Consider the following 25,164-nt stretch of genomic DNA (forward strand, 5'->3'; position numbering starts at 1 on the left):
GTGATACAGGAAGCCACGGTCTCCGCAGCTCGTGGACGAGCCATTCCACCTCGACACCGAGCGAGCGGGGCGGTCCGGTCTTGAAGCAGATGCCGCGGACCAGCGCCTCCACCTCGGCGTCGGTGACGGCGGAGCGGGGCTCCGTACAGTCACTCACCGAATCGGACATGTCGGGATCCTCCTGAGATTCCACCATGCCTTCGACCCGGTGCCTGATCGACCGGGCCGTTTTCACTCGTCCCACCCAAGGCCTTGGCGTCGATTCGCACAAGGGTGCCCAGTGGGCTTTGCGGTGTCATCGCTTTCTGTTGGTCGGGGCGAAATCGGTTGTTTTCGGGGGCGGGAAACTCTGTTGCGGCGCAGGTCCAGGATCGCTCACCATTCCTGCGTGAGCACGACGGGGGAGACCGCTGGTGGACCGGAGGAGGCCGTGCGCGCTGCGCTCACGGCGCCCACGGGGGTGGCGCCGTGAGCGCGCGCCTGCGGGGAATCGCGCAGCAGACGGAGGAGATCGTCGCTGCGGGCGCCTATCGCACGGCCGGTGGCCGGACGGTGGCCATCGCCGCGGCGGTCGAGGCCGCGCGGAGCGGCACGCGTATGTTCGGACCGGATCCGGTGCGGACACCGCGGCCCAGCACCGTCCCGACCGTCCTCGAGGTCACCGGGGAGAGCAGTCTGGAGGCCGCCCGGCGCCTGCTGAGCCGTTCGGGTGAGCGGGTGGCCGTGCTGAACTTCGCCTCCGCGCGCAATCCGGGCGGTGGCTATCTGAACGGCGCGCAGGCCCAGGAGGAGGCCCTGTGCCGGGCCTCCGCGCTGTACGCGTGCGTCCGTGAGGTCAGGGAGTTCTACGACCACCACCGGGCGCACCGCGACCCGTTCTACACGGACCGCGTCATCCATTCGCCCGCCGTGCCCGTCTTCCGCGACGACCGTGGCCGTCTGCTCGACGAGCCGTACCCGGTCGGCTTCCTGACCGCCGCGGCGCCGAACGCCGGAGTGGTGCGCCGCAGGACGCCGCAGCGCGCGACCGAACTGCCGGGTGCCCTGGCGGTGCGGGCCGAACGGGTCCTGGAGACCGCGGTCGTCTGCGGCTACCGGCGGCTGGTCCTGGGTGCCTGGGGCTGCGGGGTGTTCCAGAACGACCCGGCACAGGTGGCCGGGGCGTTTCGGGAACTGCTGGTCGAGGGGCGGTTCGAGGGCTGCTTCGAGGAGATCGTCTTCGGCGTGCTGGACCGCACGCCGGGCACGACGACACGGGCCGCGTTCGCACAGGCCTTCGCCGACGTGTGCGCCCCGTGACCCCGCCGCTCAGTTCCAGCCGTACCTTTCCCGCAGTCGGTGTACGACGAGGTTGAACCGCATCCGGTCCAGCGCGCACGCCTCGCGCCGCATTCCGTTCTCGTGCAGTCGCAGCACGCGGTCGACATCCACCCAGGAGTCGCGCCCCGACCGGTCCCAGGGTCCGCCGCCTATCGCCACCCACTCCCGGTCGTGGTCGTGCTGCTTGCTGGACAACTGCACGGCGAGCAGCGTGCCGGACGCCTCCCGGGCGACCACGAGGACCGGACGGTCCTTGCCCCGTCCGTCGTTCTCCTCGAACGGCACCCAGGTCCAGACGATCTCCCCGGGGTCGGGATCGCCGTCGTGCGCGGGGGAGTACTCGGTCCTCACCCGCCCCACCTGACGGGGGTCGGCCTCGGTGGTCGCGGAGGGGCCGTAGCGACCGGGAATGTCTTCGTCGGCAAAGGCAGTCACGCGGCACACGTTAGAGCCTCGCCGCGGACGCCCGGTGAGGGGGTCCGCGAACGTGACGCCGCGTCAGTTCGCTGTCTACGGCTGGGGCGGGTTGTCCCGGTCCTGCGGGGGCCGCATCTGGTCCCTGAGGGCGTCGGGGCCCTTGTCCACCTGACCCCCGGTCATGTCCCGGGTCTTGTCCTCGGCGATGCGGCCGGCCTTTTCGGCGCTCTCGCCCATGTGTTCCCCGTGGCCCGTCAGCATCCGCTTGAGCTTGTCCATCACGGACATCGTGGCCTCCTTGCGGGTTTTCCCAGGTCTTCCCGGGTCTTCCCCCTTCCTTCAGCATCGGCGTCCCCCGCCGGGGCCGCATCCGCTGCGGCCGGGGCGGGGCCGTCGGTCTTGGGGCGTCCGGTCACCCGAACCGGTCCGGCCGGCCCGGTGGCACACGCAGGCCGCGTCACCGGGAGCGGTGTCCTGATCGCCAAGGGCCGCAAGCCGATGCCCGGACGGTCGGCGGGGCAGCCGGAAGCCGCCCCGCCGACCGCGAACGTAAAGAGCGGCCGGATCAGAAACCGATCTCGTGCAGTCCCGCGATGCCGCCGGCGAGCGCCGCGCGGGTCTTCCTGGTGAACTCGTCGATGAGGACTTCGTCCGCGTCGTCCTCGAGCGCGCGAAGCGTCTGCTCGGCCACCTCGTCCGCACTCAGCTTCGGGGCGTCCACTCCCGCGCTGAGGTCCGTGTCGACGAAGCCGCAGTGCACGCCCAGCACCTGGGTCCCCTGCTTGCGCAGACCCTGGCGGAGCGCGTTGGTCAGCGACCACTGCGCCGCCTTGGAGGCCGAATATCCGGGTGCTCCCTCGATCGCCCACCAGGAGGCCGCGGACAGCACGTTCACCAGCGCTCCGCCCCCGTGCGCCGCGAGGACCGGAGCGAAGGCGCGGGAGACCGACCAGGTGCCGTAGAAGTTGACCTCCATCGCACGGCGGGCGCCGTCGAGGTCGCCGTCCAGGAGGTGGGTGCCGCCACTGGTCTGTCCGGCGTTGTTGATCACGATCGTGACGTCCTGGGCGGCCTCGGCCGCCGCCGCGACCTCCCGGGGGTCGGTCACGTCCAGCCGCAGCGGTGTCAGCCGGGGGTCGGTCACGGTCTCCGGGTTGCGCACCGCCGCGTACACCTTGGCGGCACCGCGGTCCAGAAGGGCCTGGCTCAGAGCCGCGCCTATCCCGCGGTTCGCGCCCGTGACCAGGGCTGTCTGTCCGTTGATCCGCATGGGTCGCCTCCCGGCTCAGAGCCGGGGCGCCATGGGCCCCAGCTGAATTGGTTCTTCCAAGCTAGCACGTGGATTGGATTCTCCAAGTCATGTAGGTTGGTCACCATGGCCAGAGCGAAGCGACCTGAGATCACTCCGGACCAGCCCGTCTGCTCCATCGAGCGGAGCCTGGGCCTCCTCGGGGATCGCTGGACCCTGCTCGTCATCCGCGAGGCCATGGCGGGCGTGACCCGGTTCAGTGACTTCCGCGACGCCCTGGGCATCGCCACCGACCTGCTCACGCAGCGCCTCGCGGCGCTGGTGGAGGGCGGTGTGATGGAGCGCCGCACCTATCAGGAGCCGGGGCGCCGGGCCCGGTTCGACTACCACCTGACGCCGGCCGGGCGTGAGTTGCTGGTGGTGCTCGGCGCGATCCAGCAATGGGGGGACCGGCACCGTCCGCCCGTGAGCGGACCCAGTGCCCTGCGTCGCAGCCGCAGCACGCTGCGGCCCTTGGGCGTCGCATTCGTGGACGATCATGGCGAGGCCGTCGATCTCGACGATGTGGAGTTCGTGCTCAAGGACGGCCGTGGCGCCCCTGCGCCTGCGGAGGGCGGGGCGCTGTCCGGTTGACCGGGCGCCGCCCCTGTTCGGGCGGGGTCGGTGGCGACAGCGCTCGGAGGCGTCGGGCTCCCGGTCCCGCGGCGCCGATTTCGAGTCCTGCGGTTCCGGTCGAGTGGTGTCCTGAGGATGCCGAGGCGCTTGACGCATTCCAAGTAGACCGGCCATATTAGTTACAAGTAGACCGGCCATATTGGCGTGCGGCAGAACGAGGTGACACCCGATGGCGCGAGCGTCCAAGCGCGAGCAGATCGCGCAGGCGGCCCTTGAGCAGTTCCACCTGCGTGGCTTCCATGCGACCGGCATCAACGACATCACCGCGGCCGCCGGAGCTCCGAAGGGGTCGTTCTACAACCACTTCTCCAGCAAGGAGGAGAGCGCGCTGGAAGCGCTGGACCGCTACGGCGCCGGGCTGCGGTTCGACATCCTCACCGCACCCGGGCGATCCCCCCTTGAGCGGTTGCGGGCCCACTTCGACTTCCTCCGGCGGCCCGTGGTCGACAGCGGGTTCTCGCAAGGGTGCCTCGTGGGCAACTTCGCGGCCGAGGTCGGCGATCACAACGAAGTGATGAGAGCCGCGGTGCGGCGGGGTTTCGACCAGTGGGCCGCCCTGATCGCCCAGGTGCTGACCGAGGCTCGGGAAGCGGGAGAAGTGTCTGCCGGCCTCGATGCCGACGACGCCGCGCGGTTCATCCTCAGCGCCTGGGAGGGCACGCTGCTCGTCGCCCGCGCCGACAAGTCCTCCGTTCCCTTCGACAGCTTCTTCCACATGGTCTTCGGCGTCGTCCTGCACTGAGTGCTGAGCGCCGGCGGCCCCATCACATCCACTGTTCGGTTCACGGGACCGACAGGCCATTCAGGAGTATCGACATGTCCACTTATCGAGCCTTCGAGGCCACCGGAGTCCACCAACTGCGGTTGGTGGAACGTGAACTGGTGGAGCCCACACCCGGGCACGTCCGGCTGCGGGTGGAGGCGTGCGGCGTCTGCCACACCGACGTGCTGGCGGTGGAGGGCCTGCGCCCCGACCCCTCGAAGCCGCTCGTGCCCGGACACGAGATCGTCGGGGTGATCGACGCGGTGGGCCCCGGCGTCAGCGCCTGGCGGCCGGGCGACCGGGTCGGCGTCGGGTTCCTCGGCGGCCAGTGCTGGGAGTGCGAGCCGTGCCGCCGCGGCGACTTCGTCAACTGCGTCAACCAGGCACAGACCGGAACCACCGTCGACGGCGGCTACGCCGAGGTGGTCTACGCACGAGCCAGCGGCCTCGTCCGGATCCCCGACGGCCTGACCGCCGCCGAGGCCACGCCGCTGCTGTGCGCGGGCCTGACCACGTTCATCGCCCTCCAGCAGAAGGCCACCCGGGCGGGCAGCCTGGTGGCCGTGCAGGGCATCGGCGGACTGGGGCACCTGGCCCTGCAGTACGCCCGCAGTCTCGGGTACCGCGTCGCCGCCATCGCGCGCGGGACCGACAAGGAGAAGCTGGCACGGGAACTGGGCGCCCACGAGTACATCGACAGCACCCGTGAGGACCCCGCCGCGGCCCTGCGGGACCTGGGCGGCGCGGCGCTCGTCGTCGCCACCGCGTCGAGCGGCGCCTCCATGAGCCCCCTGGTCGACGGCCTCGCGCCGGGTGGAAACCTGGTCGTGGTCGGCGCCGCGCCCGATCCCCTCTCGGTGTCCACCGTCAGCCTGATCTTCGGCACGCGCAGCATCACCGGCAGCCTCACCGGGTCGTCCATCGAGAACGAGGACAACCTCGCCTACTGCCTGGCGCAGGACATCCGGCCGATGGTGGAGACGCTGCCGTTCGAGCGGGCGATGGACGCCTACGAGCGGATGCTCTCCGGGGGCGCCCGCTTCCGCATGGTCCTCGACATGGCTTCCTGAGACGCCCGGTCCACCGGCGGCGGTACGGCCGGTGCCGAAACCATCCGGCGATGGCCGAGCGCGGCCGGATGTTCTCGAGCGGCCCCGGTCTCCGGGGCCGTCAGAGTCTGTACGGGTCGCCGTCGGGCAGCCAGGCGTCCGGGGCGTGGATGCCGAGATCGCCGACCCCCTCGGTCAGGGCGTCCACCACGGCCAGGACCGATGTGCGCTGCTCGCCGCCGCGCCACACCAGCGACCACGTCCAGTAGACCTTCGGGCCGACCAGGGGGCGCCGTACCAGGTCGGGCGGCAGGGAAGTGGTCTGGCCCTTGGGGGAGTTGATCACGGGACGGCGGCAGCGGCGCACATGGTCGAAGAAGGCGGGACCGGTGATGCCGCCGTCGGTGATGGAGACGGCCCGGGCACCCGTGTCCTCGCACAGTTCCTCGGCGAATACGTTCCAGGACGCCCAGGACGTGGTGTCCGCGTCGATCAGAACCGTCGTGTCCCGGACCCGTACAACGCGCTCTGCGGCACCCGCGCCGACGGCGTACAGCCGGTCCGCGCCGATGAGCCGGGCCTTGAGACCCAGGCGCTCCAGATCCTCGTGGCGTGTCCAGCACACGGCGACGTCGAGGCTGCCGTCAGCGACCCTGGCGGCCTGGGTGTGCGAGGGCGCGACCCACGCGTCAAGGTGCACCTGGGCCACGGAGGCGGTACGGGTGGTCAGGTCCGGGGGCAGCCAGTTGACGTAACCGAGCCGTACCGCCTCCGAGCCGGCGAGGAGACCGGCGCGCCGCTTGAGGTCGTCCGCCCGCTCCACCAGGGCGCGGGTGTGCGGCAGGAGGGCCGACCCGGCCGCGGTCAGGGACACCGAACGGCGGTCACGGTCGAAGAGCTGCACACCGAGGTCGCGTTCCAGCGCCTTGATCTGCTGTGACAGCGAAGGACCGGCGATCAGAAGCCGCTCGGCGGCCCGGCCGAAGTTCAGCTCCTCGGCGACCGCGAGGAAGTACCGCAGTTGGCGCAGTTCCACGCTCGTCATGCTACGGCGCTGAGAGGTTGCGCCTACCAGCAGCGAGATGGCCGGTCGTGGCGCCGTTCGCGGCAGCGGGGACACGATGGGCTCGTGGCCCTGCCCCGGCACCCCCGGTCCCCACGGGGGCTTGCCCACCCACTTTGGAGAGCGATGAGCATGCGTGAGTTCCTGGTCGAGATCACCACCACGGTTCCCGAGGGCACCGGCCAGGAAGAGGTCGACCGACGTCGCGCGGCCGAAGCCGAGCGCGCGAGGGAACTCGCCGCCACCGGCCACCTCGTGCGGCTGTGGCGCCCGGTCGGCGAGTTGCGCAGCTACGGGATCTGGCGTGCCGCCGACGAGGCACAACTGCACGAGAAGGTGCTCGGCACGCTGCCGCTGAGCCCGTGGATGACCTTCACCGTCACGCCGCTCGAATCCCACCCCAACGACCCTGGCCGGACCGGCTCGGCGTCCTGACCCCGAAGCCCCGCCCCCTCACGCCCCCGGTGGCGAAGGCCGGCGACGCCTGCGGTTCCACGCTCCCCGGACCACCTCCAGAGGACGCCCTCATGAGTGCGCGCATCCAGCGCCCTTCAGCCACCGGAACGAACATCCCCGTGAACTCACCTTGGGCGCACGTCGCCAGGGCGGCCGCCGCACTCGCGGCCGGTATGGGAGTCGGCCGGTTCGTCTACACCCCGATCCTTCCTCTCATGCACGCCCAGGCCGGGCTGTCCGCGAGCGCGGGCGCGAACCTGGCCACCGCCAACTACGCCGGCTATCTCGTCGGGGCCCTGATGGGCATCCTCGCCCCCGCGCTGATCCGCTCACCCTTCGCCCTTCGAGCCTGTCTGGTCGCTCTGACCCTCACCCTGGCCGGGATGCCCGCGACGCACAGCACGGCCGTGTGGCTCGTGCTGCGGCTACTGGCCGGGACCGCGAGCGCCCTGATCTTCGTCATCGCGGCGAACTCCCTGCTCAGCCACCTGGGCGAGCACCCCGCCCAGCTGCCCGGCTGGGCGTTCGGCGGAGTCGGCGCGGGTATCGCGCTGTCCGGACTGCTGGTCCTCGTGCTGCGTACCGCCGCCGACTGGCAGGCCGCCTGGTGGGCCTCGGCCGCGCTCTGCGCCGCACTCGCCGGCGTCTCCTGGAACCTGCGTCCCGAGCGGATGCCCCCGGCCGTCGAAGGTGCCACGGCCCGGCGTCCCAGGACGTCCACGCACCGCTGGTTCGGTGCGCTGTTCGTCAGCTACACGCTCGAAGGTGTCGGCTACATCGTGGCGGGCACCTTCCTCGTCGCCGCGATCGGGCAGAAATCACCGGGCTGGGTCGGCGCCGGCGCCTGGGTGCTGGTCGGTCTCGCCGCCGTGCCGTCAGCGGCCCTGTGGGCCCGGCTGGGGCGCCGCTGGTCGCGGCCCGACCTGCTGCTGGCCGCACTCGTCGTCCAGGCGGTCGGTATCGCCCTGCCCGCGGTGCTCGGGTCGGTGGCGGCCGCGCTGCTCTCCGCGCTCCTGTTCGGCGCCACCTTCATCGGTGTCAGCACCCTCGCGCTGGCGACGGGCGACCAGCTGCGATATCCGCGGTCCGTCGCCCTGCTGACCACCGGGTACTCCGTGGGCCAGATCCTCGGTCCGCTGGTCGTCGCTCCGCTGCTCCAGCACGGTTACCAGCGGGCCCTGCTGCTGGCCGCTGCCGTGGTCCTCGCCGCCGCCCTCGCGTCGGGAGTCCTCCGGATCGGATTCCCGCACCACATGGCGGCCGTACGGCACGGTGCTTCCGAGAGCCCGTCGACGGCCGTCGACGCCGCTCCGGCCTCGGCAGACCGCACCTGAGCCGGCCGCGTTAGGGTCGGGCTGACGGGGCGGGCGCTCAGCGACGCGCTGCCACCAAGTCCGAGACGTGGAGCCACGCATGACCATCGCACGGGACCTGCTCATCGTCGCCCTGGACGCTGCCCCGGGCCGTCCTGCCGAACCGGGTGACCTGTCGCTTTCGCTCGCGGGGGCCGAGTTGCTCGACCTCATGGACGCCCGTGCCGTTTCGCTGGACGGGGACCTGCTCGTCCCGGCCGACCCGCCGGTGACGGACGACCGCATGCTGCAGGAGGCCGCGTCGTCACTCGTCCGGCAGAGCCCGTACGAGTCGGTCGAGGACTGGCTGTGGCGCAGAGGGCGCGGTCTGTCCTCGGCGTATCTCGCCGCCTTCGAGGAGGAGGGGCTGTTCGCCCGGCAGCGCCGTCGCTGGCTGCCGTCCTGGACCGGTGAGGCGGTGCTGATCGACTCGCCCGCCCGGCGGGAGGCGACGGACCGCTGGGCCGCCGGGGAGCCGGTACTGGCCACGCTCGCCGCGACCGCGGGGATCCGTGAGATGCCGGCCGACGGACTCCCGGACGACACCGACGAGGCGGTGACGACGGTACTGGGCGCCGTCGACGACGCGGTGACGGAACTGACGGCCGTACGGCAGCGGCGGGACATAGAGAAGGCGGCCTTCGACAACATCTGGCGGGGGCAGTGACGGGTGTGCCATGCGGCGCCTGCATGCGCGGGGCGAGGTGACGCGCTTGGCGTGCGGCGCGGGGATGCGCGGGGCAGTGACGGGTGTGCCATGCGGCGCCTGCATGCGCGGGGCGAGGTGACGCGCTTGGCGTGCGGCGCGGGGATGCGCGGGGCAGTGACGCGTGTGCGGTGCGGCGCGAGGGCAGTGACGGGTGTGCCGTGCGGCGCCTGCATGCGCGGGGCGAGTGATGCGTGTGCCGTGCGGCGCGGGGGATGTGCGAGGCGAGTGACTCGTATGCCGTGCGGCGTACGTGAGGTGCGGGGCCTTGCGTGTGAGGGACCGGGCTGGGGTGTGGTGCGGGGCCGTTGCGTGTGAGGGACCGGGCTTCGGTGTGGTGCGGGGCCGCTGCTTGCGGCGGACGGACTACGGGTTGCGCCGGCCTTGGCGTGTGTGGCGGACGGCCGCCGGGATTTCGCGGGTCGTCCCCGGAATCGAGAGGAGCCCGGCGAGCCCGGTAGAGAGCCGCCGGTGCCCGGCAGACGGCTCACCGGGATGCGCGGCGCCATTGGGCGGGAGTAAGCAGGCTGCCGTGTGGTGCGCGGCCGTGGCGGGCGGCAGGCAGAGGGCGGGTCGCGCGGCTGGTCACCCGGACGCGGTGCGGCGTAGGAGATGCGCGCGGCGGTCGGACACGGGTTGTGCGGGGCCTTGGCGTGTTGCGGCGGTCGGCCGCCGGAGCAAGGGCCGTTCGGCCCCCGTATTCAGAAAGGCTCGGCGTCGAGGGGGCGGCACAGGTTTGCCTTGACCTCCCTTGTGCGCTCGTCGGCGAGTACCTCGACCCGGTCGTCGGCCAGGGCCTGAACGGTCTGCTCGGCGACGTCTTCGGCGCTGAGCTTGGGCACGTCCACCCAGGAGGACAGGTCCGTCTCCACGAACCCGGCGTGCACTGCGACGACCAGGGTGCCCTGGTCCCGCAGCCCCTCGCGCAGCGCACCGGTCAGCGACCACTCGGCCGCCTTGGACGCCGCGTACCCGGGCCATCCGGGCCGGGGGAGCCAGGACGCCACCGACAGCATGTTCACCAGGGCGCCGCCCCCGTTCCTGGCCAGGACCGGGGCGAAGGCGCGGGCGACCGCCCAGGTGCCGAAGAAATTGACCTCGAGCGCCTGGCGGGCCCCGTCGAAGGGGCCTTCGATGAGCTTGGTCTCCCAGCCGCCCACACCGGCGTTGTTGATCACGATCGTCACGTCGCCCGCTGTGCCGGCGGCCGCAGCGACCTCATCGTGATCGGTGACGTCCAGACGCAGCGGCGTGACATCGGCATCGGTCACGCTTTCGGGGTCCCGCGCGGCGGCGTAGACCTTGAGCGCCCCGTGGTCGAGCAGCACCCGTGCGAATGCTCTGCCGATGCCGCGGTTGGCGCCCGTGACGAGAGCCACCGATCCCTTGATGTCCATCGCTCGGCCTCCGCCCACTTTTTCCGTCGTGTGCAGGGGCGGGCGCCCGGCGCGTGAACGGGGCGCAACCCCTCACGACTCACCATCGCGCCCGGAGTCAAGGCCCGCATCCGCGAGGGCTTCTGACTCCCGTCCGCGTCGGTAGGGCAGGCGTGTCAGTGGTCGGTGATGACCCGGGACACGTGGTACTGCCGGATCCGCCACGCGTCGTTCTCGCGCTGGAGTACCAGCGACATATGGACCGGCGCCTCCCAGCCGTGCGGGTCCTTGAAGGTCACGTCCGCGAAGCCGCCGGCCACTTGATCGCCGATGGTGTACGTGCTCAGGACGGTGACGTCGGCCGAGCGGTCGTCCGCTACCGCGTCGTAGTAGGCGCGTACCGCGTCGCGCCCGGACGTGACCTCGGGTCCGAACCCCTGGAAGAGCGCATCGTCTGTGAACAGGCCGGCCATCGTCTCGACCTGGTGTCCGTCGAAGGCGGCCTTCCAGCGCTCGAGGATCTCGCGTACGGGATCAGTGCTGGTGTCGGTCATGCGATCCGTCATGGTGTCGGTCTCCTGACGTACTGAGGAAGAAATAGACGACCGGTCTAGTAAAAACCTAGTCGACCGGTCGTAGACTTGCAACATGGGACGCAGCAGTGATGCCAGGGAGAGGATCCTCGCCGCCGCGCAGTCGCTCATCGAGCAGCGCGGCTATTCCGCGCTGGGGGTGGCCGAGATCTGTAAGGCGGCGGGTGTGCCGAAGGGCAGCTTCTACTACTTCTTCGACTCCAAGGAGGAGCTGGCCCTCACGGTTCTCGACGAGCACTGGGCCGACCGGCGCGACGCCTGGACCGGCATTCTGGGCGGCGATAGGCCGCCTCTGGAGCGCCTGCGGCGGCTGTTCGAGGCGACCGAGGCGGAGCAGCGCGCCGGGCAGCAGACCTGTGGAACCGTCTCGGGCTGCCTGTTCGGGAATCTGACGCTGGAGATGAGCAACCAGACCGAGGCCATCCGTGCTCGGCTGCAGCAGATCTTCGAGGCGCAGGTCGAGTTGGTCGAGGTGGTCGTCGAGGAGGCCCGCGAGCGCGGCGAGGTCACCGTCCCGGACAGTCACGAGGCCGCCCGTTCCGTGGTCGCCCAGCTCGAAGGTCAGGTGCTCTTCGCCAAGCTGTACAACGACACGCACCGCCTCGATGCCCTGTGGGCGAACTGCCTGGCCCTGTTGGGTGTCACCGCGCCCGGCGTCACTCGCGAGGGTGCATCACTTGCCTGAGAGGTGACGGGCGGTTGTGGTTGTCCGCGTCACCTGTCAGAATGGTGTTGTGAAACTGGAGCACGCTTTTCCGTGCGGGAGTCCCGCGCTCGACTTCGCCGCGACGCTCCGCGCGCGCCGGACGGTGCGGTTCGAGATGCTGGTGTCGCCGGACCGCCTGGACGCGTGGTACGTCGGGTCCGGGATCCTGGATGCCGTCACTCCCAGCCGTGAGTCCGACGTCGAGCGGGCGATCGAGGTCCGTGAGGCGATCTACGAGTTGGTCTCCGCCAGGGTCGCGGGCGAGGAGTACGACCGCGCGGCACTGGCGGTGGTGAACGGCGCCGCCCGCAAGCCGCCCGCCACGCCCCAGCTCACCCCGTCCGGACGCTGGACCGACGCGACTCCCGAAGAAGCGCTGTCCACCGTGGCCCGCCACGCCGTCGAGCTGCTGAGCGGACCGGACGTGCCGCTGATGAAGGAGTGCGGCAATCCGGAGTGCACGCGCGTCTATATCGACCGCTCGCGCGGCATGCGCCGGCACTGGTGCGGCATGGAGTCGTGCGGGAACAAGCTCAAGGCTCAGGCCTACCGTGCGCGCAAGAAGCAGGTACAGGCTCACCAGTTGGATTAGCGAAGCGTAGTGAACCTGTGGCAGAGTGCTACGCGCACGCCCGGCGCCCAGGCGACGTTGGGCACCCTCCTCGGTCGGGTCTTGCGGCCCGGTCGACCAGCGTCCGGAGGGACGTGCTACGCGGGCTGGCGGCTCCTGTCGTTGAGTACCAGAGCACGAAGGCGATTGGCTCCCAAGGCTGAGCAACGCTCAGACTCGCCAAGCCAGTCAGAGACGCTTCTGCCGCACGCTGACGTGGGTCTCCTGGCGCTCGCGCATCGGACGGGGGTTGGCAGGAGGCCGGTTCGCCGGGCGGGGGAGGGGATCGTCCTGCCCGCCGGTGGACCGGTCGTTGAGCCGGGCGGCTCGCGCGTCAACCGTGCCGCAGGGTGTCGGCCTCGACCACCGCTTCGGCGAACGCCTGCGGGGCCTCCTGGGGCACGTTGTGGCCGATCCCCTTCAGGGTCCGATGCGCGTAGGGGCCCGAGAACTTGTCCCGGTACATCGCACCGTCCCCGGCGGGTGTGAACGGATCGCGTTCACCGTCGAGGGTGACCGTCGGCACCCCGATCACGGGACCCTTGGCAAGCCGCTGCTCGAGGCCGTCGTAGCGCGGATCACCCGCCGCCAGCCCCAGCCGCCAGCGGTAGTTGTGGATCACGATGGCGACATAGTCCGGGTTGTCGAACGCGGCGGCGGTGCGGTCGAAGGTGGCGTCGTCGAAGTTCCAGGTCGGTGAGTTGAACTTCCAGACGAGCCGCGCCAGTTCGCGCCGGTACTGCTTGTTCTCCAGCCCGAGCCGGCCGCGTTCCGTGGAGAAGTAGTACTGGTACCACCACGCCCACTCGGCCTGGGGCGGCTGCGGCTGCTTGTTGGCCTCCCGGTTGGTGATCAGATACCCCGTCACGGAGACCAGCGCCTTGCAGCGCTCGGGCCACAGCGCCGCGATGATGTCGGCCGTCCGTGCCCCCCAGTCGTAGCCGGCGAGGACGGCCTTCTCGATCCTCAGCGCGTCCATCAGGGCGATGATGTCGAGGGCGACCACCGACTGCTGGGCGTCGCGGAAGGTCTTGCCGGACAGGAAGCGCGTCGTCCCGTGGCCGCGTAGATAAGGCACGATCACCCGGTAGCCCTTCGCCGCCAGCAGGGGCGCGACCGCGATGTAGCTGTGGATGTCGTAGGGCCAGCCGTGCAGCAGGATCACCGCGGGCCCGTGCGCGGGGCCGGCCTCGGCGTAACCGACGTCGAGAACGCCGGCCTTGATCTGCCGCAGTGCTCCGAATGAGGGATGCCCCCGGTTGGCGGCGGTGGGCCCCGACGCCGGCGTTCCGCCCGTTTTGGACTGTGCGGACGCCGTCGAGGACACCCCGGTCAGGGATGCCGCGACCGCGCCGGCGCCCGCGAGTCTGCCGAAGCTCCGCCTGCTGACCATGCGAGACCCCTTCTCCTCGGCTGTACGGCCGTCGCGGCCGTGTGAGCGGCGCCCCGTCCGCGTTCCGATCGCGGGATCCCGGTGTCCGCCATAGGCTCGTGGCACGACCCTGGCACTGTGGATATCACCTGTCAAACCGGTGATGTACGTACAGTAACCACTTGGAGCCGGGTTCGGCCGCAGATTCCGTGTGCAGGCTCATTCGCCTTCTGTCTGGGGATTCGCAGACCCTTCGCGGTGCGTCGCGCCGGCGTGGCTGTTCTGGGGTAGTGACGGTAACCACCTTGACCGGTGATCGACATTCCTGCCAGTATCGTCACCAGTCGAACCGGCAACGGTTCCTGCGGAGGAGAGCATCCCCATGGCACCGTGCACCACGAGGACCCGGACGAGTTCGGCCTCAGCGGTGCGCCGGCTCGAACCGAGCGGGGTCGACCCGCAGGCCACCGACGAACTCGGCGCCGCTGCCCACCAGTTGTGCCCGTACGCCCTGGCCACCCGGGGCGACATCCCGGTGACCGTCGTCTGAGCCGACGCGGCGACCGCCGGGGCGTCAGGCCCCGGCCCCGGCCCCGCCGGCCCGGTCAGAAACCGTGAGCCGGTCCGAGCGAGCAGAGGAGCACGAGATGACGCAGGAGAAGACGCACCTGCCGGACGCGACGGAGGCCGCGCGCCACGCACGCTTCGGAAAGCTGCCGGAGCGCATTCGCCTGGAGGACACGGTGGAGGAGCGGCCGGCGACGATCCCTGACCCGGCCAAGGACACCTACAACCCCGACGAATGGCTCGTGCGCACCTGCCTGTGAGCCCGGCGGCCGGCACCCAGCAGTGGCCGGCCGGCACCAATTCCCACCCATGAACGGGGATTCCCCATGACGATACCCAAGACCCTAAGGATCCTGACGGCGCTGGTGGGCGTGGTCGTGATCGGCTTCGGCTGCTACACACAGGTCTTCTGACGCGTTTCGGCGCCACCGGGCGGGACCCGGTCGGCGCCCTCTCCTTGGAGTCTCCATGAACGACAAGATCGCCCTGTCCACCTGGCCCACGCCACTGGAGCCGGCGCCTCGGCTGGCGGCGGCACTGGGACTGGGCGAGGACGACCTGTGGATCAAGCGGGACGACCTCATCGGCCTGGGAGGCGGCGGCAACAAGGTCCGCAAGCTGGAGCGGCTGCTCGCGGCCGCCCTCGCCGAGGGTGCGGACACACTGGTCACCACGGGTGCCCCGCAGAGCAACCACGCCCGTCTGACCGCGGCCGCCGGGGCCCGTCTCGGACTCGATGTCGTGCTGGTCCTGTCCGGTACGGCCGACAGCGCAGGGGGCGGCTCCGGGAACCTCGTGCTCGACAGCCTCTTCGGGGCGAGGGTCCACTGGGCCGGGGACGGCGCTCCCGGTGGCCTCGCCGAGGCCGCCAACGAGCTCTGCCTGCGGCTGCGCCGCGAGGGAGCCCGCCCGTATCTGATCCCGTTCGGCGGCTCGAGTCCCCTCGGAGCGAGGGGCTACGTCGACGGCGGCGAGGAACTGAGGGCCCAGCTGCCCGACCTCGCCCAGGTCGTGGTGGCACTGGGCTCCGGCGGCACGATGGCCGGGCTGATCGGCGCCCTGGAGGAGGAGCGCGTCCTCGGCGTGCACTGCGGCGCGGTCGCCGATCCGGCCGCCACCGTGGCCGGCCTCGCGACTGCCGTCACCGGCCGCACCGTGACGGCGGAGTCCCTGCGCATCCGCACCGATCAGGTGGGCGCCGGCTACGGAGTCCTGCACGAACCCGTCCTGCAGGCGATGCGGACGGCGGCGACCACCGAGGGCATCGTCCTGGACCCCGTCTACAGCGGTCGCGCCATGGCGGGACTGATCGCGGCCGTCAAGGACGGCGACATCCGTGCGGGCCGGCGCACCGTGTTCCTGCACACCGGCGGACTGCCCGGCCTGTACGGGCATGCCGAGACCGTGCGCCGCTCCGTCGCCGCACTGGACTCCCACGGGGCCGGCTGAGCTCCGCGCGGACCGGAAAGCGCTTCGGGCGTACGGGAACCGACTCCCGTACGCCCGAAGCTCATCGCCTCAGCGGCTGTGACGCCAGGTGATCTAGTAGATTGTCGCTGCTTAGTTTTGCCGTGTGGTTGGGTAGAGGTGGCGCAGTTTCACGCGGGCGTCGTCGGTGGTGAAGTGCCAGTCGACTTGGCGCTGGTCGCTGTTGGTCTGCTGCTGCCAGGCGGCGAGTTCGGCGTTGAGTACGGCGAGGTCGTCGATGCGGCGGTCCAGGCACTGGCGGGTGAGCGCGGAGAGCTCGATCTCGGCGATGTTGAGCCAGGAGCCGTGCTTGGGGGTGTGGTGGATCTCCAGGCGCTGTGCCAGCGTGAAGGCCTTCTGCGGGTCGAACGCCTCATAGAGCGAGGCGATGGTGTGGGTGTTGAGGTTGTCCATGACCAGCACGACCGTGTCGGCGTCGGGATAGTCCACGGTCAGCAGGTGTTCGACCTGGTGCGCCCAGTCGACCTTGGTCCGGCGGGGCTGGGCATCCACGCGTCGCCATCCGCGCAGCGGTTCAGCCCAGCAGAAGATCGAGCAGGTCCCCGAGCGGACGTACTCGTTGTCCTCGCGGCGGTCACGGCCGGGCCGCGGGGGGAGCGGATCGCGGACGTGGCCGAGCAACTGGTACGGCTTCTCGTCCATGCACACCACCGGACGCGCCGGGGCATAGGGCCGGGCATAGACGGCCAGCACGTCTTCCATCCGGGCCGCGAACTGGGCGTTTGCTCGTGGTGGGATGGTCCAGCACTTCTTCAGGTGAGGACGCAATTCCGTTTTTTTAAGACCCGGCCGATCGTGGAGTGGTCCAGGTTCGGGATGTCCTCGATCAGCGCCACGTGCCTCTCCAGCAGGCGCAGCGACCACCGGGCGTGGCCCTTGGGCGGCGTCGAGCAGGCCAGCGCGATCAGCCTCGCCTCGACCTCACCGGTCACCGGGGAGGGCACTGGGGGGCAGGCGCGTTCCTTCCGGCCGACCGTGGCCCACACATCGCCACCGGTCTCCGCGTACCGCTTCGAGACCAGCCGGACCGACTCGCACGAAACCCCGACCCGCTCCGCGATCACCACCCGTGGATCAACCTCCCCGACCGCGGTATCCAGCGCGAGCAACACCCGCGCCCGCCTGATCATCGACGCGCTACGGACTCCCGTCGTGGTCACCCGCACCAACGCCTGACGATCCTCAGCACTCAAGGCAACCGGATACTTCTTCCGTGACGACACGGCACCCCCAGCCGATGTGAAGCGACGAGGGAAGACTGCCCGACCGCCAACTCCACCAACCAGAACCGTACTTAGCCGCGACAATCTACTAGCCCTCGTTCTTCTCGACCACGACCTTCTCCGGGCGCGGCGCCACCGCCCCGTTGAGGCCCGCCGATCCGCCCGCCGGCGCCCCGTTGCCGTTCATGGAGGACAGCAGCTGACGCGCGAGGCCCAGACCGGTGCCGCCCATGGTCAGCGCCTTGGCGAACATCTCGGCCATGCCGTCGGCGCCGTTGAGCAGCACCATGTTGTCGACATTGCCGAAGGCGGACGCGCCCGCCCGCACGATCTCCGGCCAGTTCTCGGCGAGTTGCTGCGCCACGACGGCTTCCTGGTTCTCCGCGAGGGCAGCGGCGCGTGCCTTGATGGCCTCCGCCTCCGCGAGACCCTGGGCCTTCGTGGCCTCGGCCCCCGCCAGACCCTTGGCCTGCGCGGCGGCAGCCTCCGCCTCACCGGTGGCACGGGTCGCCGCCGCCGTGGCCGCACCCCGCGTCTTGGTGGCCTCGGCCTCCGCGCCCGCGGCCGTCTTGACCCGGGTCGCCTCGGCGGCCGCCGCCAGCTCGGTCTCCTTCGCCTTGGCCTGCGCCGCCGAGATCCGTGCGTCACGCTCGGCCTCCGCCAGCGTGCGCTTCTCGTACGCCTTCGCGTCCGCCGGCTTGCGCACGTCCGCCTGGAGCTGCTGTTCGCGCCGTTGCGCCTCCAGCTCGGCCACCCGGGTCTCCTGCACCACGACCTCCTGCCGGGCCCCGGCGTCGGCGAGCGGACCGGCCTGCCGTGCCTTGGCGGCCGCCTTGTCGCGCTCGGCCTGGTAACCGGCCTGCAGGATCTCGCTGTCCCGGGTCGCCTCTGCCATCCGCGCGTAGGACTGCTGCTCCGCCTCGGTGGCGAGCCGGTTCGCCTCCGCCTGCGCGATGCGCGCGTCCCGCTGCACGGCCGCGGCGTGCGGCATGGCGAGGTTCTGGATGTAGCCGGTCGGGTCCTCGATCTCATGGATCTGCAGCGAGTCGACGATCAAGCCGAGCTTCTCCATCTCCGTGCCGCAGGCGGCCCGGGTCTGACCGGTGAGCTTCTCCCGGTCGCGGATCATGTCCTCGACCGTCAACCCGCCCACGATGGACCGCAGATGACCCGCGAACACGTTGTGCACCCGCTCCGACATCAGCTTCTGCTGATCGAGGAAGCGCCGCGCCGCGTTGGCGACCGACACGAAGTCGTCGCCGACCTTGAAGATGACCACACCCCGCACCTTCAGCGGAATGCCCTGCTGCGTCACGCAATCCACGTGCAGTTCGGTCTCGTTGAGGTCGAGCGAGAGCTTGCGCACCGCCTGCACACCCGGCAGCACCAGCGTGCCGCGCCCCGTGACGATGCGAAAGCCCATTCCTTCCTCGAGACCCTCGGTCCGATGCTTCGAACCGGAAATGATCAACGCTTCGTTGGGCTCCGCGACACGCCACATGAGCCTGAAGACCACAACGATGAAGACCAGCACGAGGACGGCAGCCCCCGCGACGACGCCGATGACCATCGGCAAACGCCCCCTTTGCCTGGTGCCGGGTTTCGGCACCGAACGAACGGAGTGTGCGCCTGCGCAAGACCGTAATGAAGACGCTGACGGATCCTTGTCACATTCTTGACAGGCACGCCGCTCCAGTTGCGGTCGTACGGGCTCAACTGCCGTACGCGGCCTCGACGTAGACGGTCCGCGGCGGGAGGTAGTCCACCACCATCACCACCGTGCCCGGTTCGAGACGGCCCCGCCCGTCGGCTGGATACGCGAGGAAGTGCTCGGCGCCGCCGCGCACACGGACGATCACCTCGCCGACCAGCCCGGGACCGACGGTACCGGTGACCCGCCCCATCAAGCCCACCATCGACGCATCGTCCATGGTCACAGCGTACGGCCCGAACGCGCCTTACGCCGCCTGCGCGTTCGGGGCGCCTTCGGACGGCGGCCACGACTCGTGCCATGCGAGGTCCGCCTCCAACTGGGCCGCCAGGGACACCAGTAGCGGCTCGCTGTCGGCCGGGCCGAGCAGTTGGGCGCCCACCGGCAGCCCTCCGTCGACGAAGCCCGCCGGGACGTTCACGCCGGGCCAGCCCAGCACGTTCCACGGCCAGGCATACGGGCAGGCCGCGATCATCGCGCGGTCGGTGTTCCAGCCGTTCATCTGGGCGAGCGTTCCGATACGCGGCGGGGGAGCGGCGGTCGTCGGCGCGAGGATGACGTCGTACGTGGCGAAGAGCGCCCCCACACGCCGGTGCAGCGCCGCCTCTGCCCGGCGTGCCACGCGCAGCGGCGCCCCGCCGAGCAGCCTGCCCAGGCGGGCGGCGTCCCGGGTGCGCCGGTCGAGCAGATCCGGGTGCGGCACGTCCCGCACCCGCTCGGCGATGCCCGCGGTGGCACGCGGCACGAAGGCGAGCCCGATCTGTCCGTAGCGCGGCTCCGCCTCCTCGACCACGTGGCCCAGCGCGGCGAGCCGTTCGGCGAGCGCGCGGACCCGTTCCCGGACGCGGGGGTCGAGTTGGGTGGGCAGCGCGGTGAAGGGCGCCTTCAGCGAGAGCGCGATGCGCAGCCGGCCCGGGTCGCGCCCCACCGCGGCCGAGACGTCGAGCGCCTGCGGGCGGTGCAGATCGCCGTCGTGGTTGCCGCTCGCCGCGTCCAGGAGCAACGCCGCGTCCGCGACCGTACGGGCGAGTGTGCCGTTGACCGTGATGCCGTGGAACGACTCGGGGCGGGGCCAGGTCGAGATCCGGCCGCGCTGCGGCTTGATGCCGACCAGATGCGTCCAGGCGGCCGGGATGCGGATCGACCCGGCGCCGTCCGAGCCCAGCGCCGCCGGCACCAGGCCGGCCGACACCGCCGCCGCGGAACCGCCGGAGGAACCGCCCGGGGTATGGCCGAGGTGCCAGGGGTTGCGGGTGGCGCCGAAGGCCGGCCCCTCGGTGAAGGGCCACTGCCCCAGCTCACAGGTGTTGGTCTTGCCGACGATCACGGCCCCGGCCGCCCGCAGTCGCCGCACCGCTTCGCTGTCCTCGGCCATCGGCGGGAACTCGCCCGGGCAACCGAACGCGGTCGGCGCGCCCGCCACGTCCATGTCGTCCTTGACGGCCACCGGCACGCCGAGCAGCGGTCGCCGCACCCCGGCCGCCAGTTGCTTGTCGGCCGCCTCGGCCTCGGCCGGCGCGGCCTCGCCGCGCACCAGCCGGAAGGCGTTGACCGAGGGCTGTGCCGCCGCGATCCGGTCGAGCGCGCGCTCCACCAGCTCACGGGAGGTCACCTCGCCCGCGGCGAGCGCGCGGGCGCTTGCGGCCAGCCCGTCAGTACGGTCGGAAGCCATACGGGACACCTCCGCGAGTCCATGGTCTACCGAACGGTAACCTGTCACTGCGTCACTCGGGCGGAAACGTGCAACTTCCCTTGCGGGGACGGATGTTGTAGCCCGTTTCGCCCCCTGGAAGCGGTCGCCCGCAGCCGTTCTGCAAGGATGCGTGCCTCATGGTGCAGATACCGGAACAGCCCGTCCCGTCGTCGCCCGTGCCGTCCGCCGCGCCGACGAGCGCCGATGTGGCGCGACTGGCCGGTGTCTCCCGGGCCACCGTCTCGTACGTCCTGAACAACACCAGCGCCGTACGCATCAGCGAACCGACACGCCGCCGTGTGCACGAGGCCGCCGAGGAGCTGGGGTACGTTCCGCACGCCGCCGCCCGCAGCCTGCGCGCCGGGCACAGCCGGATGGTGCTCATGCCCTCCCCGAACGTGCCCGTGGGCCCGCTCTACAGCCAGTTCTTCAACGAACTGCAGTGGGCCCTCAGCCATTTCGACTACACGGTGGTCCAGTACGGCAGCGTCGGCCTGGGCGGCGACGAGGCCGCCAGGGCGTGGGCCGAACTGCGGCCCGTCGCCGTCATCGTGCCCGGTGGCGGCCTCGGCCCCCGGGGTGTGCGCGTCCTCAAGCGCTCCGGCGCACGCGCCGTCGTCACCCTCGGCCCCGAACCCGTCGAGGGCGCCCACGCGCTGCTCCTGGACCACGGTGGGGTCGGCCACAGCGCAGGGGTTCACCTGCTGGCCGGGGGACGCCGCCGCGTCGGGGTGGTCGTCCCGCGGGAGCCGGGTCTCGAGTTCTTCTCCAAGGCACGGCTGGACGGGGTCCGCAGGGCTCTGCGGGGCACCGGGGCGACCGTCACCGAGCTGCCGCTCGCCTACGAGGAGGAGGCGGCCGCCGGGCTCGCCGCGCGGTGGCGTTCGCTGGGCCTGGACGCCGTGTTCGCGTACAACGACGAGTACGCGATGCTGCTGATGCGCGCGCTGCAGGACGAGGGCGTGGACATCCCTGCGGAGACGGCCGTGGTGGGCGCGGACGACCTGATGCTGGGGCGGCTGCTGCGGCCCCGGCTGAGCACGGTCCATATCGAACTGCCGTCCGGACACCATCTCGCCGAGCTGGTCGACCGGGTCGTGCGCGATCCTGGGAGTGTGCCGGAGGTGCACGAGGTGCTCGGGGCGCGCGTCGTGCACCGGGAATCCAGCTGACCATCGACGCGTGGCATACGGTCGCGGTGGCAGCGACCGGCGGCGGACCCGCCGGGCCGTCGCCGGGTTCCCGAGCCGGCCGCCCCTGGCACGGGACTCCGTTGGTGCCGCAGTCCCGCCCGGTGACCGATGGGAGAGCCGTGATGCCGCTCGACCCCCAGACCTGGCAGCCCCACCGGCTGACCGGCGCCGAGTACGCCGTCACCGAGCCCGCCACGGGTGACACGCTCGCCACCGTGACCCTCGCGTCCGAACAGGACGTCGAGTCCGTGGCCGGCCTCGCCCGTACGGCCCAGCGGTCCTGGGCCGACGCCCCGCACTCCGTCCGCGCCGCCGTGCTCCGCAGAGCGGGTGACCTGTTCGCCGCGGACTCCGGAGAACTGCGCGACTGGATCGTCCGCGAGTCCGGTTCGGTCCCGGACAAGGCGGCCCTCGAGCTGCACGTCGCCGCGCAGGAGTGCTATGAGGCAGCGGCGCTGGCCTCCCGCCCCACGGGCCGGGTCCTGCCGTCCGAGGCGCCCCGGCTGTCGTACACCCGGCGGGTCCCCGTCGGAGTGGTGGGCGTGATCGCGCCGTTCGACTTCCCGCTGCTCCTCGCCGTCCGTTCCGTCGCACCGGCACTCGCGCTGGGCAACGCCGTCGTGCTCAAGCCGGACCCCCGCACCGCCGTCTGCGGCGGCCAGTCGCTGGGGGCCGTCCTCGCCGAGGCCGGGCTGCCCGAGGACCTGCTGCACGTGCTTCCCGGTGGACGCGATGTGGGTCAGGAAATGGTCGCCGACCCCCGTATCCCGGTGATCTCCTTCACCGGGTCGACCGCATCGGGCCGCGCCGTCGCGGAGGCCGCCGGACGCCATCTGAAGCGCGTCCACCTGGAACTCGGGGGCAACTCGGCGCTGATCGTCCTGGAGGACGCCGACCTCGACGCCGTGATCGCCACGGCTGCCTGGGGATCGTTCTTCCACCAGGGCCAGAGCTGCATGACGACGGGCCGCCACCTCGTTCACACCTCGCTGTACGACGAGTACGTCGAGCGGCTAGCGGCCCGCGCCGACTTCCTTGTCGTCGGGGACCCGTACCGCGAACAGGTGCATCTCGGCCCGCTCATCGACCGCGCCCAACTGGAGCGCGTCCAGGGCCTGGTCGAGGCGAGCCGGGCTCGCGGTGCGCAGCTCGCGGCGGGCGGCACCCACCGCGGCCTGTTCTACCGGCCGACGGTGCTGGCGGGCGCCGGCGACTCCACACCCGCCTACACGGAAGAGGTCTTCGGGCCGGTCGCGCCCGTGCGCCCCTTCCACACACCGGAAGAGGCCGCCGTCCTCGCGTCCGCGGGACCCTACGGCCTCTCCCTGGGAATCGTCACCCGGGACACCGCGCGCGGCCTCGAACTGGCCGAGCGCATCCCCACGGGCACCGCCCACATCAACGACCAGACCGTCAACGAAGAGGCGGTCGCCCCGTTCGGTGGCATCGCAGCATCCGGTACCGGCGCCCGCCTCGGCGGCGAGGCCGATCTGGCGGCCTTCACCGAACTGCGCTGGACGACGGTACGCCGTGAGGTGGCGAGGTACCCCTTCTAGGGGTCACTCCCCGTTCTGCTCGGCGTTCGCCTGCTGCGCGGCGACCGCCTTGCGGACCTCGTCCATGTCCAGCTTGCGGGCCTGCCCGATGACGTCGTCGAGGGCGGCCTGCGGCAGGGCGCCCGGCTGAGCGAACACCGCGACCCGGTCGCGGACGATCATCAGCGTCGGGATCGACTGGATGCCGAAGGCCGCCGCCAGCTCGGGCTGCGCCTCGGTGTCCACCTTGCCGAACACCAGGTCCGGGTTGTCCGTCGCCGCCTTCTCGTAGACGGGGGCGAACTGACCGCACGGCCCGCACCAGGACGCCCAGAAGTCGATCAGGACGAAGTCGTTGTCCTGGACCGTCTGGTCGAAGTTCTCCTTGGTGAGCTCCACAGTGCTGCTCATCGCGATTTCCCTCTTCCTGGTGTCGGGGCTGAGCCGCTGTCCACAACGGCGACACGGGGGCATGTATTCCGCGCGCGTACCCATGTGGCCACGGCGCACACCAACAACCACACTGGGCCCATGACGGAAACGGAATCCATCGCCTACGACGTAGTGGTGCTCGGTGCCGGGCCCGTGGGGGAGAACGTCGCCGACCGCACGCGTGCGGCCGGCCTCTCCACCGCGGTCGTGGAGAGCGAACTGGTCGGCGGCGAATGCTCGTACTGGGCGTGCATGCCCAGTAAGGCCCTGCTGCGCCCGGTCATCGCCCGCGCCGACGCCCGCCGCGTCCCCGGCCTCGCCCCGCTCGCCGCAGGTCCCCTCGACGCGCCCGCGGTCCTGGCCCACCGCGACTACGAGACCTCGAACTGGAAGGACGACGGCCAGGTCGCCTGGCTGGAGGGCATCGGTGCCGACCTGTACCGGGGCCAGGGGCGCCTCGCCGGGCCCCGCACGGTCACGGTGACCTGGCCGGACGGCGAGCAGAAGGTGCTCACCGCCCGGCACGCGGTCGCCGTGTGCACCGGAAGCCGGGCCCTGCTGCCCGACCTGCCGGGCGTCGCCGAGGTGAACCCCTGGACGAGCCGCGAGGCGACGAGCGCGAAGGCCGCGCCCGGCCGGCTGATCGTCGTGGGCGGCGGAGTGGTCGCCACCGAGATGGCCACGGCGTGGCAGGCCCTCGGCTCCGAGGTGACCGTGCTGGTCCGCGGCAAGGGCCTGCTGCCCCGCATGGAGCCCTTCGCCGGCGAACTGGTCGCCCAGTCGCTCGCGGAGGCCGGTGTGGACGTGCGCACCGGCACCTCGGTGGAGTCGGTGCGGCGCGAGGGCGGCACCCTGGTGGTCGTCACGGACGCCGGCGACCGTCTCGAGGCCGACGAGATCCTCTTCGCCACCGGCCGTGCCCCGCGGACCGAGGACATCGGCCTGGAGACCATCGGCCTGGAACCCGGCTCCTGGCTGCAGGTCGACGACACGCTCCGGGTGACGGACAGTGAGTGGCTGTACGCGGTGGGCGACGTCAACCACCGTGCGCTCCTCACCCACCAGGGCAAGTACCAGGCGCGCATCGCGGGTGCGGCCATCGCGGCGCGCGCGGCGGGCGTCCCGCTGCTGGAGACCGACGCCTGGGGCGCTCATTCCGCGACCGCCGACCACGCGGCGGTCCCGCAGGTCGTCTTCACCGACCCGGAGGCGGCCGCCGTGGGCCTGTCCCTGGCCGAGGCGGAGCAGGCGAGCCGCCGGGTCCGCGCCGTCGACGTCGAACTGTCGTCGGTGGCCGGGGCGGGCCTGTACGCCGACGGCTACCGCGGGCGCGCCCGCATGATCGTCGACCTGGACAGCGAGACCCTGGTCGGCGTCACGTTCGTCGGCCCCGGCGTCGGTGAACTGATCCACTCCGCGAGCATCGCGGTGGCCGGCGAGGTGCCGGTCGACCGTCTGTGGCATGCGGTGCCGTCGTACCCGACGATCAGTGAGGTGTGGCTCCGCCTGCTGGAGGCGTACCGGGGGTGACGCCGACGGGAACCACCCGGCCCAGGGAGCGGTGACCGCCCGAACGGCCGCCGGTGGGGTCATCCCGACACCCTTGAGAGGAAAG

28 protein-coding genes and 1 pseudogene are annotated in these 25,164 nt (G+C 71.4%); 15 read left to right on the forward strand and 14 right to left on the reverse strand.

Going from position 1 to position 25,164, the window contains the following annotated elements; genetic code table 11:
- Window positions 1–169, reverse strand: a pseudogene (locus tag ABZ904_RS40905) (ergothioneine biosynthesis glutamate--cysteine ligase EgtA); the annotation flags it as partial.
- 299 nt (window positions 170–468) lie between these two features.
- Here ABZ904_RS40905 and ABZ904_RS40910 point away from each other — a divergent pair.
- Window positions 469–1,299: a TIGR02452 family protein gene (locus ABZ904_RS40910; protein ID WP_360998412.1), complete on the forward strand. Its 831-nt coding sequence runs from the start codon at window positions 469–471 to the stop codon at window positions 1,297–1,299.
- A 9-nt stretch (window positions 1,300–1,308) separates the two neighbouring features.
- Here the strand turns inward: ABZ904_RS40910 and ABZ904_RS40915 are convergent, their stop codons facing one another.
- The 3 genes from ABZ904_RS40915 to ABZ904_RS40925 all read right to left on the reverse strand — a co-directional run bounded on the left by ABZ904_RS40915 (window position 1,309) and on the right by ABZ904_RS40925 (window position 3,007).
- Window positions 1,309–1,755 (reverse strand): type II toxin-antitoxin system PemK/MazF family toxin, encoded by a 447-nt coding sequence (locus ABZ904_RS40915; RefSeq protein ID WP_360998413.1) that lies wholly within the window; start codon window positions 1,753–1,755, stop codon window positions 1,309–1,311.
- A gap of 75 nt (window positions 1,756–1,830) precedes the next feature.
- Window positions 1,831–2,025: an antitoxin gene (locus tag ABZ904_RS40920; RefSeq protein ID WP_359395999.1), complete on the reverse strand. Its 195-nt coding sequence runs from the start codon at window positions 2,023–2,025 to the stop codon at window positions 1,831–1,833.
- Window positions 2,026–2,302: 277 nt separating this feature from the next.
- Window positions 2,303–3,007: an SDR family oxidoreductase gene (locus ABZ904_RS40925; protein WP_359396001.1), complete on the reverse strand. Its 705-nt coding sequence runs from the start codon at window positions 3,005–3,007 to the stop codon at window positions 2,303–2,305.
- A gap of 105 nt (window positions 3,008–3,112) precedes the next feature.
- Between ABZ904_RS40925 and ABZ904_RS40930 the strand changes: the two genes are divergently transcribed.
- The 3 genes from ABZ904_RS40930 (at window position 3,113) to ABZ904_RS40940 (ending at window position 5,494) form a co-directional block, all read left to right on the forward strand.
- Window positions 3,113–3,619 carry a helix-turn-helix domain-containing protein gene (locus tag ABZ904_RS40930; RefSeq protein WP_359396003.1) on the forward strand — a complete coding sequence of 169 codons (507 nt, stop codon included), beginning with the start codon at window positions 3,113–3,115 and terminating at the stop codon, window positions 3,617–3,619.
- A 211-nt stretch (window positions 3,620–3,830) separates the two neighbouring features.
- The gene (locus tag ABZ904_RS40935; RefSeq protein ID WP_361829169.1) at window positions 3,831–4,403 is read left to right on the forward strand and encodes a TetR family transcriptional regulator C-terminal domain-containing protein; all 573 of its coding nucleotides are present in this window, start codon (window positions 3,831–3,833) and stop codon (window positions 4,401–4,403) included.
- Window positions 4,404–4,477: 74 nt separating this feature from the next.
- Window positions 4,478–5,494, forward strand: coding sequence for an alcohol dehydrogenase (locus ABZ904_RS40940; RefSeq protein ID WP_361829171.1), 1,017 nt, complete (start codon window positions 4,478–4,480; stop codon window positions 5,492–5,494).
- A gap of 100 nt (window positions 5,495–5,594) precedes the next feature.
- Here ABZ904_RS40940 and ABZ904_RS40945 read toward each other — a convergent pair whose 3' ends face one another.
- Window positions 5,595–6,518 (reverse strand): LysR family transcriptional regulator, encoded by a 924-nt coding sequence (locus ABZ904_RS40945; protein WP_360998417.1) that lies wholly within the window; start codon window positions 6,516–6,518, stop codon window positions 5,595–5,597.
- Window positions 6,519–6,668: 150 nt separating this feature from the next.
- Here ABZ904_RS40945 and ABZ904_RS40950 point away from each other — a divergent pair, with 150 nt between their 5' ends.
- From ABZ904_RS40950 to ABZ904_RS40960, 3 genes are all read left to right on the forward strand, one after another.
- The gene (locus ABZ904_RS40950) at window positions 6,669–6,971 is read left to right on the forward strand and encodes a muconolactone Delta-isomerase family protein (RefSeq protein WP_359396172.1); all 303 of its coding nucleotides are present in this window, start codon (window positions 6,669–6,671) and stop codon (window positions 6,969–6,971) included.
- Between the two features lie 92 nt (window positions 6,972–7,063).
- Window positions 7,064–8,326 (forward strand): YbfB/YjiJ family MFS transporter, encoded by a 1,263-nt coding sequence (locus ABZ904_RS40955; RefSeq protein ID WP_361829173.1) that lies wholly within the window; start codon window positions 7,064–7,066, stop codon window positions 8,324–8,326.
- A 79-nt stretch (window positions 8,327–8,405) separates the two neighbouring features.
- Complete coding sequence (locus ABZ904_RS40960) at window positions 8,406–9,011, forward strand: GPP34 family phosphoprotein (protein WP_359396013.1); 606 nt, start codon at window positions 8,406–8,408, stop codon at window positions 9,009–9,011.
- Between the two features lie 740 nt (window positions 9,012–9,751).
- Here ABZ904_RS40960 and ABZ904_RS40965 read toward each other — a convergent pair.
- Both ABZ904_RS40965 and ABZ904_RS40970 read right to left on the reverse strand, forming a co-directional pair.
- Window positions 9,752–10,447, reverse strand: a complete 696-nt coding sequence (locus ABZ904_RS40965; RefSeq protein ID WP_359396015.1) for an SDR family oxidoreductase — start codon at window positions 10,445–10,447, stop codon at window positions 9,752–9,754.
- Window positions 10,448–10,602: 155 nt separating this feature from the next.
- On the reverse strand, window positions 10,603–10,992 hold the full coding sequence (locus ABZ904_RS40970; RefSeq protein ID WP_360998420.1) for an SgcJ/EcaC family oxidoreductase: 390 nt from the start codon (window positions 10,990–10,992) through the stop codon (window positions 10,603–10,605).
- Window positions 10,993–11,074: 82 nt separating this feature from the next.
- On the opposite strand from ABZ904_RS40970, the gene ABZ904_RS40975 reads away from it, so the two are divergent.
- Window positions 11,075–11,704, forward strand: coding sequence for a TetR family transcriptional regulator (locus ABZ904_RS40975; protein ID WP_360998421.1), 630 nt, complete (start codon window positions 11,075–11,077; stop codon window positions 11,702–11,704).
- Between the two features lie 49 nt (window positions 11,705–11,753).
- A complete protein-coding gene (locus ABZ904_RS40980; RefSeq protein ID WP_359396023.1) occupies window positions 11,754–12,317 on the forward strand; it encodes a CGNR zinc finger domain-containing protein in 564 nt (187 codons plus the stop codon).
- A 352-nt stretch (window positions 12,318–12,669) separates the two neighbouring features.
- Here ABZ904_RS40980 and ABZ904_RS40985 read toward each other — a convergent pair whose 3' ends face one another.
- Window positions 12,670–13,728, reverse strand: a complete 1,059-nt coding sequence (locus ABZ904_RS40985) for an alpha/beta hydrolase (RefSeq protein ID WP_361829177.1) — start codon at window positions 13,726–13,728, stop codon at window positions 12,670–12,672.
- A 361-nt stretch (window positions 13,729–14,089) separates the two neighbouring features.
- On the opposite strand from ABZ904_RS40985, the gene ABZ904_RS40990 reads away from it, so the two are divergent.
- From ABZ904_RS40990 to ABZ904_RS41000, 3 genes are all read left to right on the forward strand, one after another.
- Window positions 14,090–14,257, forward strand: coding sequence for a hypothetical protein (locus ABZ904_RS40990; RefSeq protein ID WP_359396027.1), 168 nt, complete (start codon window positions 14,090–14,092; stop codon window positions 14,255–14,257).
- 97 nt (window positions 14,258–14,354) lie between these two features.
- Window positions 14,355–14,534 carry a hypothetical protein gene (locus ABZ904_RS40995; protein ID WP_359396029.1) on the forward strand — a complete coding sequence of 60 codons (180 nt, stop codon included), beginning with the start codon at window positions 14,355–14,357 and terminating at the stop codon, window positions 14,532–14,534.
- A 208-nt stretch (window positions 14,535–14,742) separates the two neighbouring features.
- Entirely contained in the window at window positions 14,743–15,723 is a 981-nt protein-coding gene (locus tag ABZ904_RS41000) for a D-cysteine desulfhydrase family protein (RefSeq protein WP_361829180.1), read from the forward strand.
- A 111-nt stretch (window positions 15,724–15,834) separates the two neighbouring features.
- Here ABZ904_RS41000 and ABZ904_RS41005 read toward each other — a convergent pair whose 3' ends face one another.
- The 5 genes from ABZ904_RS41005 to ABZ904_RS41025 all read right to left on the reverse strand — a co-directional run bounded on the left by ABZ904_RS41005 (window position 15,835) and on the right by ABZ904_RS41025 (window position 20,368).
- The gene (locus ABZ904_RS41005; RefSeq protein ID WP_361829182.1) at window positions 15,835–16,530 is read right to left on the reverse strand and encodes an IS630 family transposase; all 696 of its coding nucleotides are present in this window, start codon (window positions 16,528–16,530) and stop codon (window positions 15,835–15,837) included.
- Window positions 16,515–16,955, reverse strand: coding sequence for a helix-turn-helix domain-containing protein (locus tag ABZ904_RS41010; protein WP_361829184.1), 441 nt, complete (start codon window positions 16,953–16,955; stop codon window positions 16,515–16,517). Before ABZ904_RS41010 ends, ABZ904_RS41005 begins: the two co-directional genes overlap by 16 nt.
- Window positions 16,956–17,073: 118 nt before the next feature.
- Window positions 17,074–18,555, reverse strand: coding sequence for an SPFH domain-containing protein (locus tag ABZ904_RS41015; protein ID WP_359396033.1), 1,482 nt, complete (start codon window positions 18,553–18,555; stop codon window positions 17,074–17,076).
- 142 nt (window positions 18,556–18,697) lie between these two features.
- Window positions 18,698–18,916, reverse strand: a complete 219-nt coding sequence (locus ABZ904_RS41020; protein WP_359396036.1) for a hypothetical protein — start codon at window positions 18,914–18,916, stop codon at window positions 18,698–18,700.
- Between the two features lie 27 nt (window positions 18,917–18,943).
- Entirely contained in the window at window positions 18,944–20,368 is a 1,425-nt protein-coding gene (locus ABZ904_RS41025; protein ID WP_361829186.1) for an amidase, read from the reverse strand.
- Window positions 20,369–20,526: 158 nt separating this feature from the next.
- Here ABZ904_RS41025 and ABZ904_RS41030 point away from each other — a divergent pair, with 158 nt between their 5' ends.
- Together ABZ904_RS41030 and ABZ904_RS41035 are read left to right on the forward strand one after the other, a co-directional pair.
- On the forward strand, window positions 20,527–21,561 hold the full coding sequence (locus tag ABZ904_RS41030) for a LacI family DNA-binding transcriptional regulator (protein ID WP_359396040.1): 1,035 nt from the start codon (window positions 20,527–20,529) through the stop codon (window positions 21,559–21,561).
- Between the two features lie 143 nt (window positions 21,562–21,704).
- Entirely contained in the window at window positions 21,705–23,138 is a 1,434-nt protein-coding gene (locus tag ABZ904_RS41035) for an aldehyde dehydrogenase family protein (RefSeq protein WP_359396042.1), read from the forward strand.
- 3 nt (window positions 23,139–23,141) lie between these two features.
- Here the strand turns inward: ABZ904_RS41035 and trxA are convergent, their stop codons facing one another.
- On the reverse strand, window positions 23,142–23,528 hold the full coding sequence (trxA, locus tag ABZ904_RS41040) for a thioredoxin (RefSeq protein WP_361829189.1): 387 nt from the start codon (window positions 23,526–23,528) through the stop codon (window positions 23,142–23,144).
- Window positions 23,529–23,648: 120 nt separating this feature from the next.
- On the opposite strand from trxA, the gene ABZ904_RS41045 reads away from it, so the two are divergent.
- Complete coding sequence (locus tag ABZ904_RS41045) at window positions 23,649–25,079, forward strand: NAD(P)/FAD-dependent oxidoreductase (protein WP_361829190.1); 1,431 nt, start codon at window positions 23,649–23,651, stop codon at window positions 25,077–25,079.
- Window positions 25,080–25,164: the final 85 nt, after the last annotated feature.

The sequence above is a fragment of the Streptomyces sp. NPDC046900 genome, assembly GCF_040644975.1.
Lineage (GTDB): Bacteria > Actinomycetota > Actinomycetes > Streptomycetales > Streptomycetaceae > Streptomyces.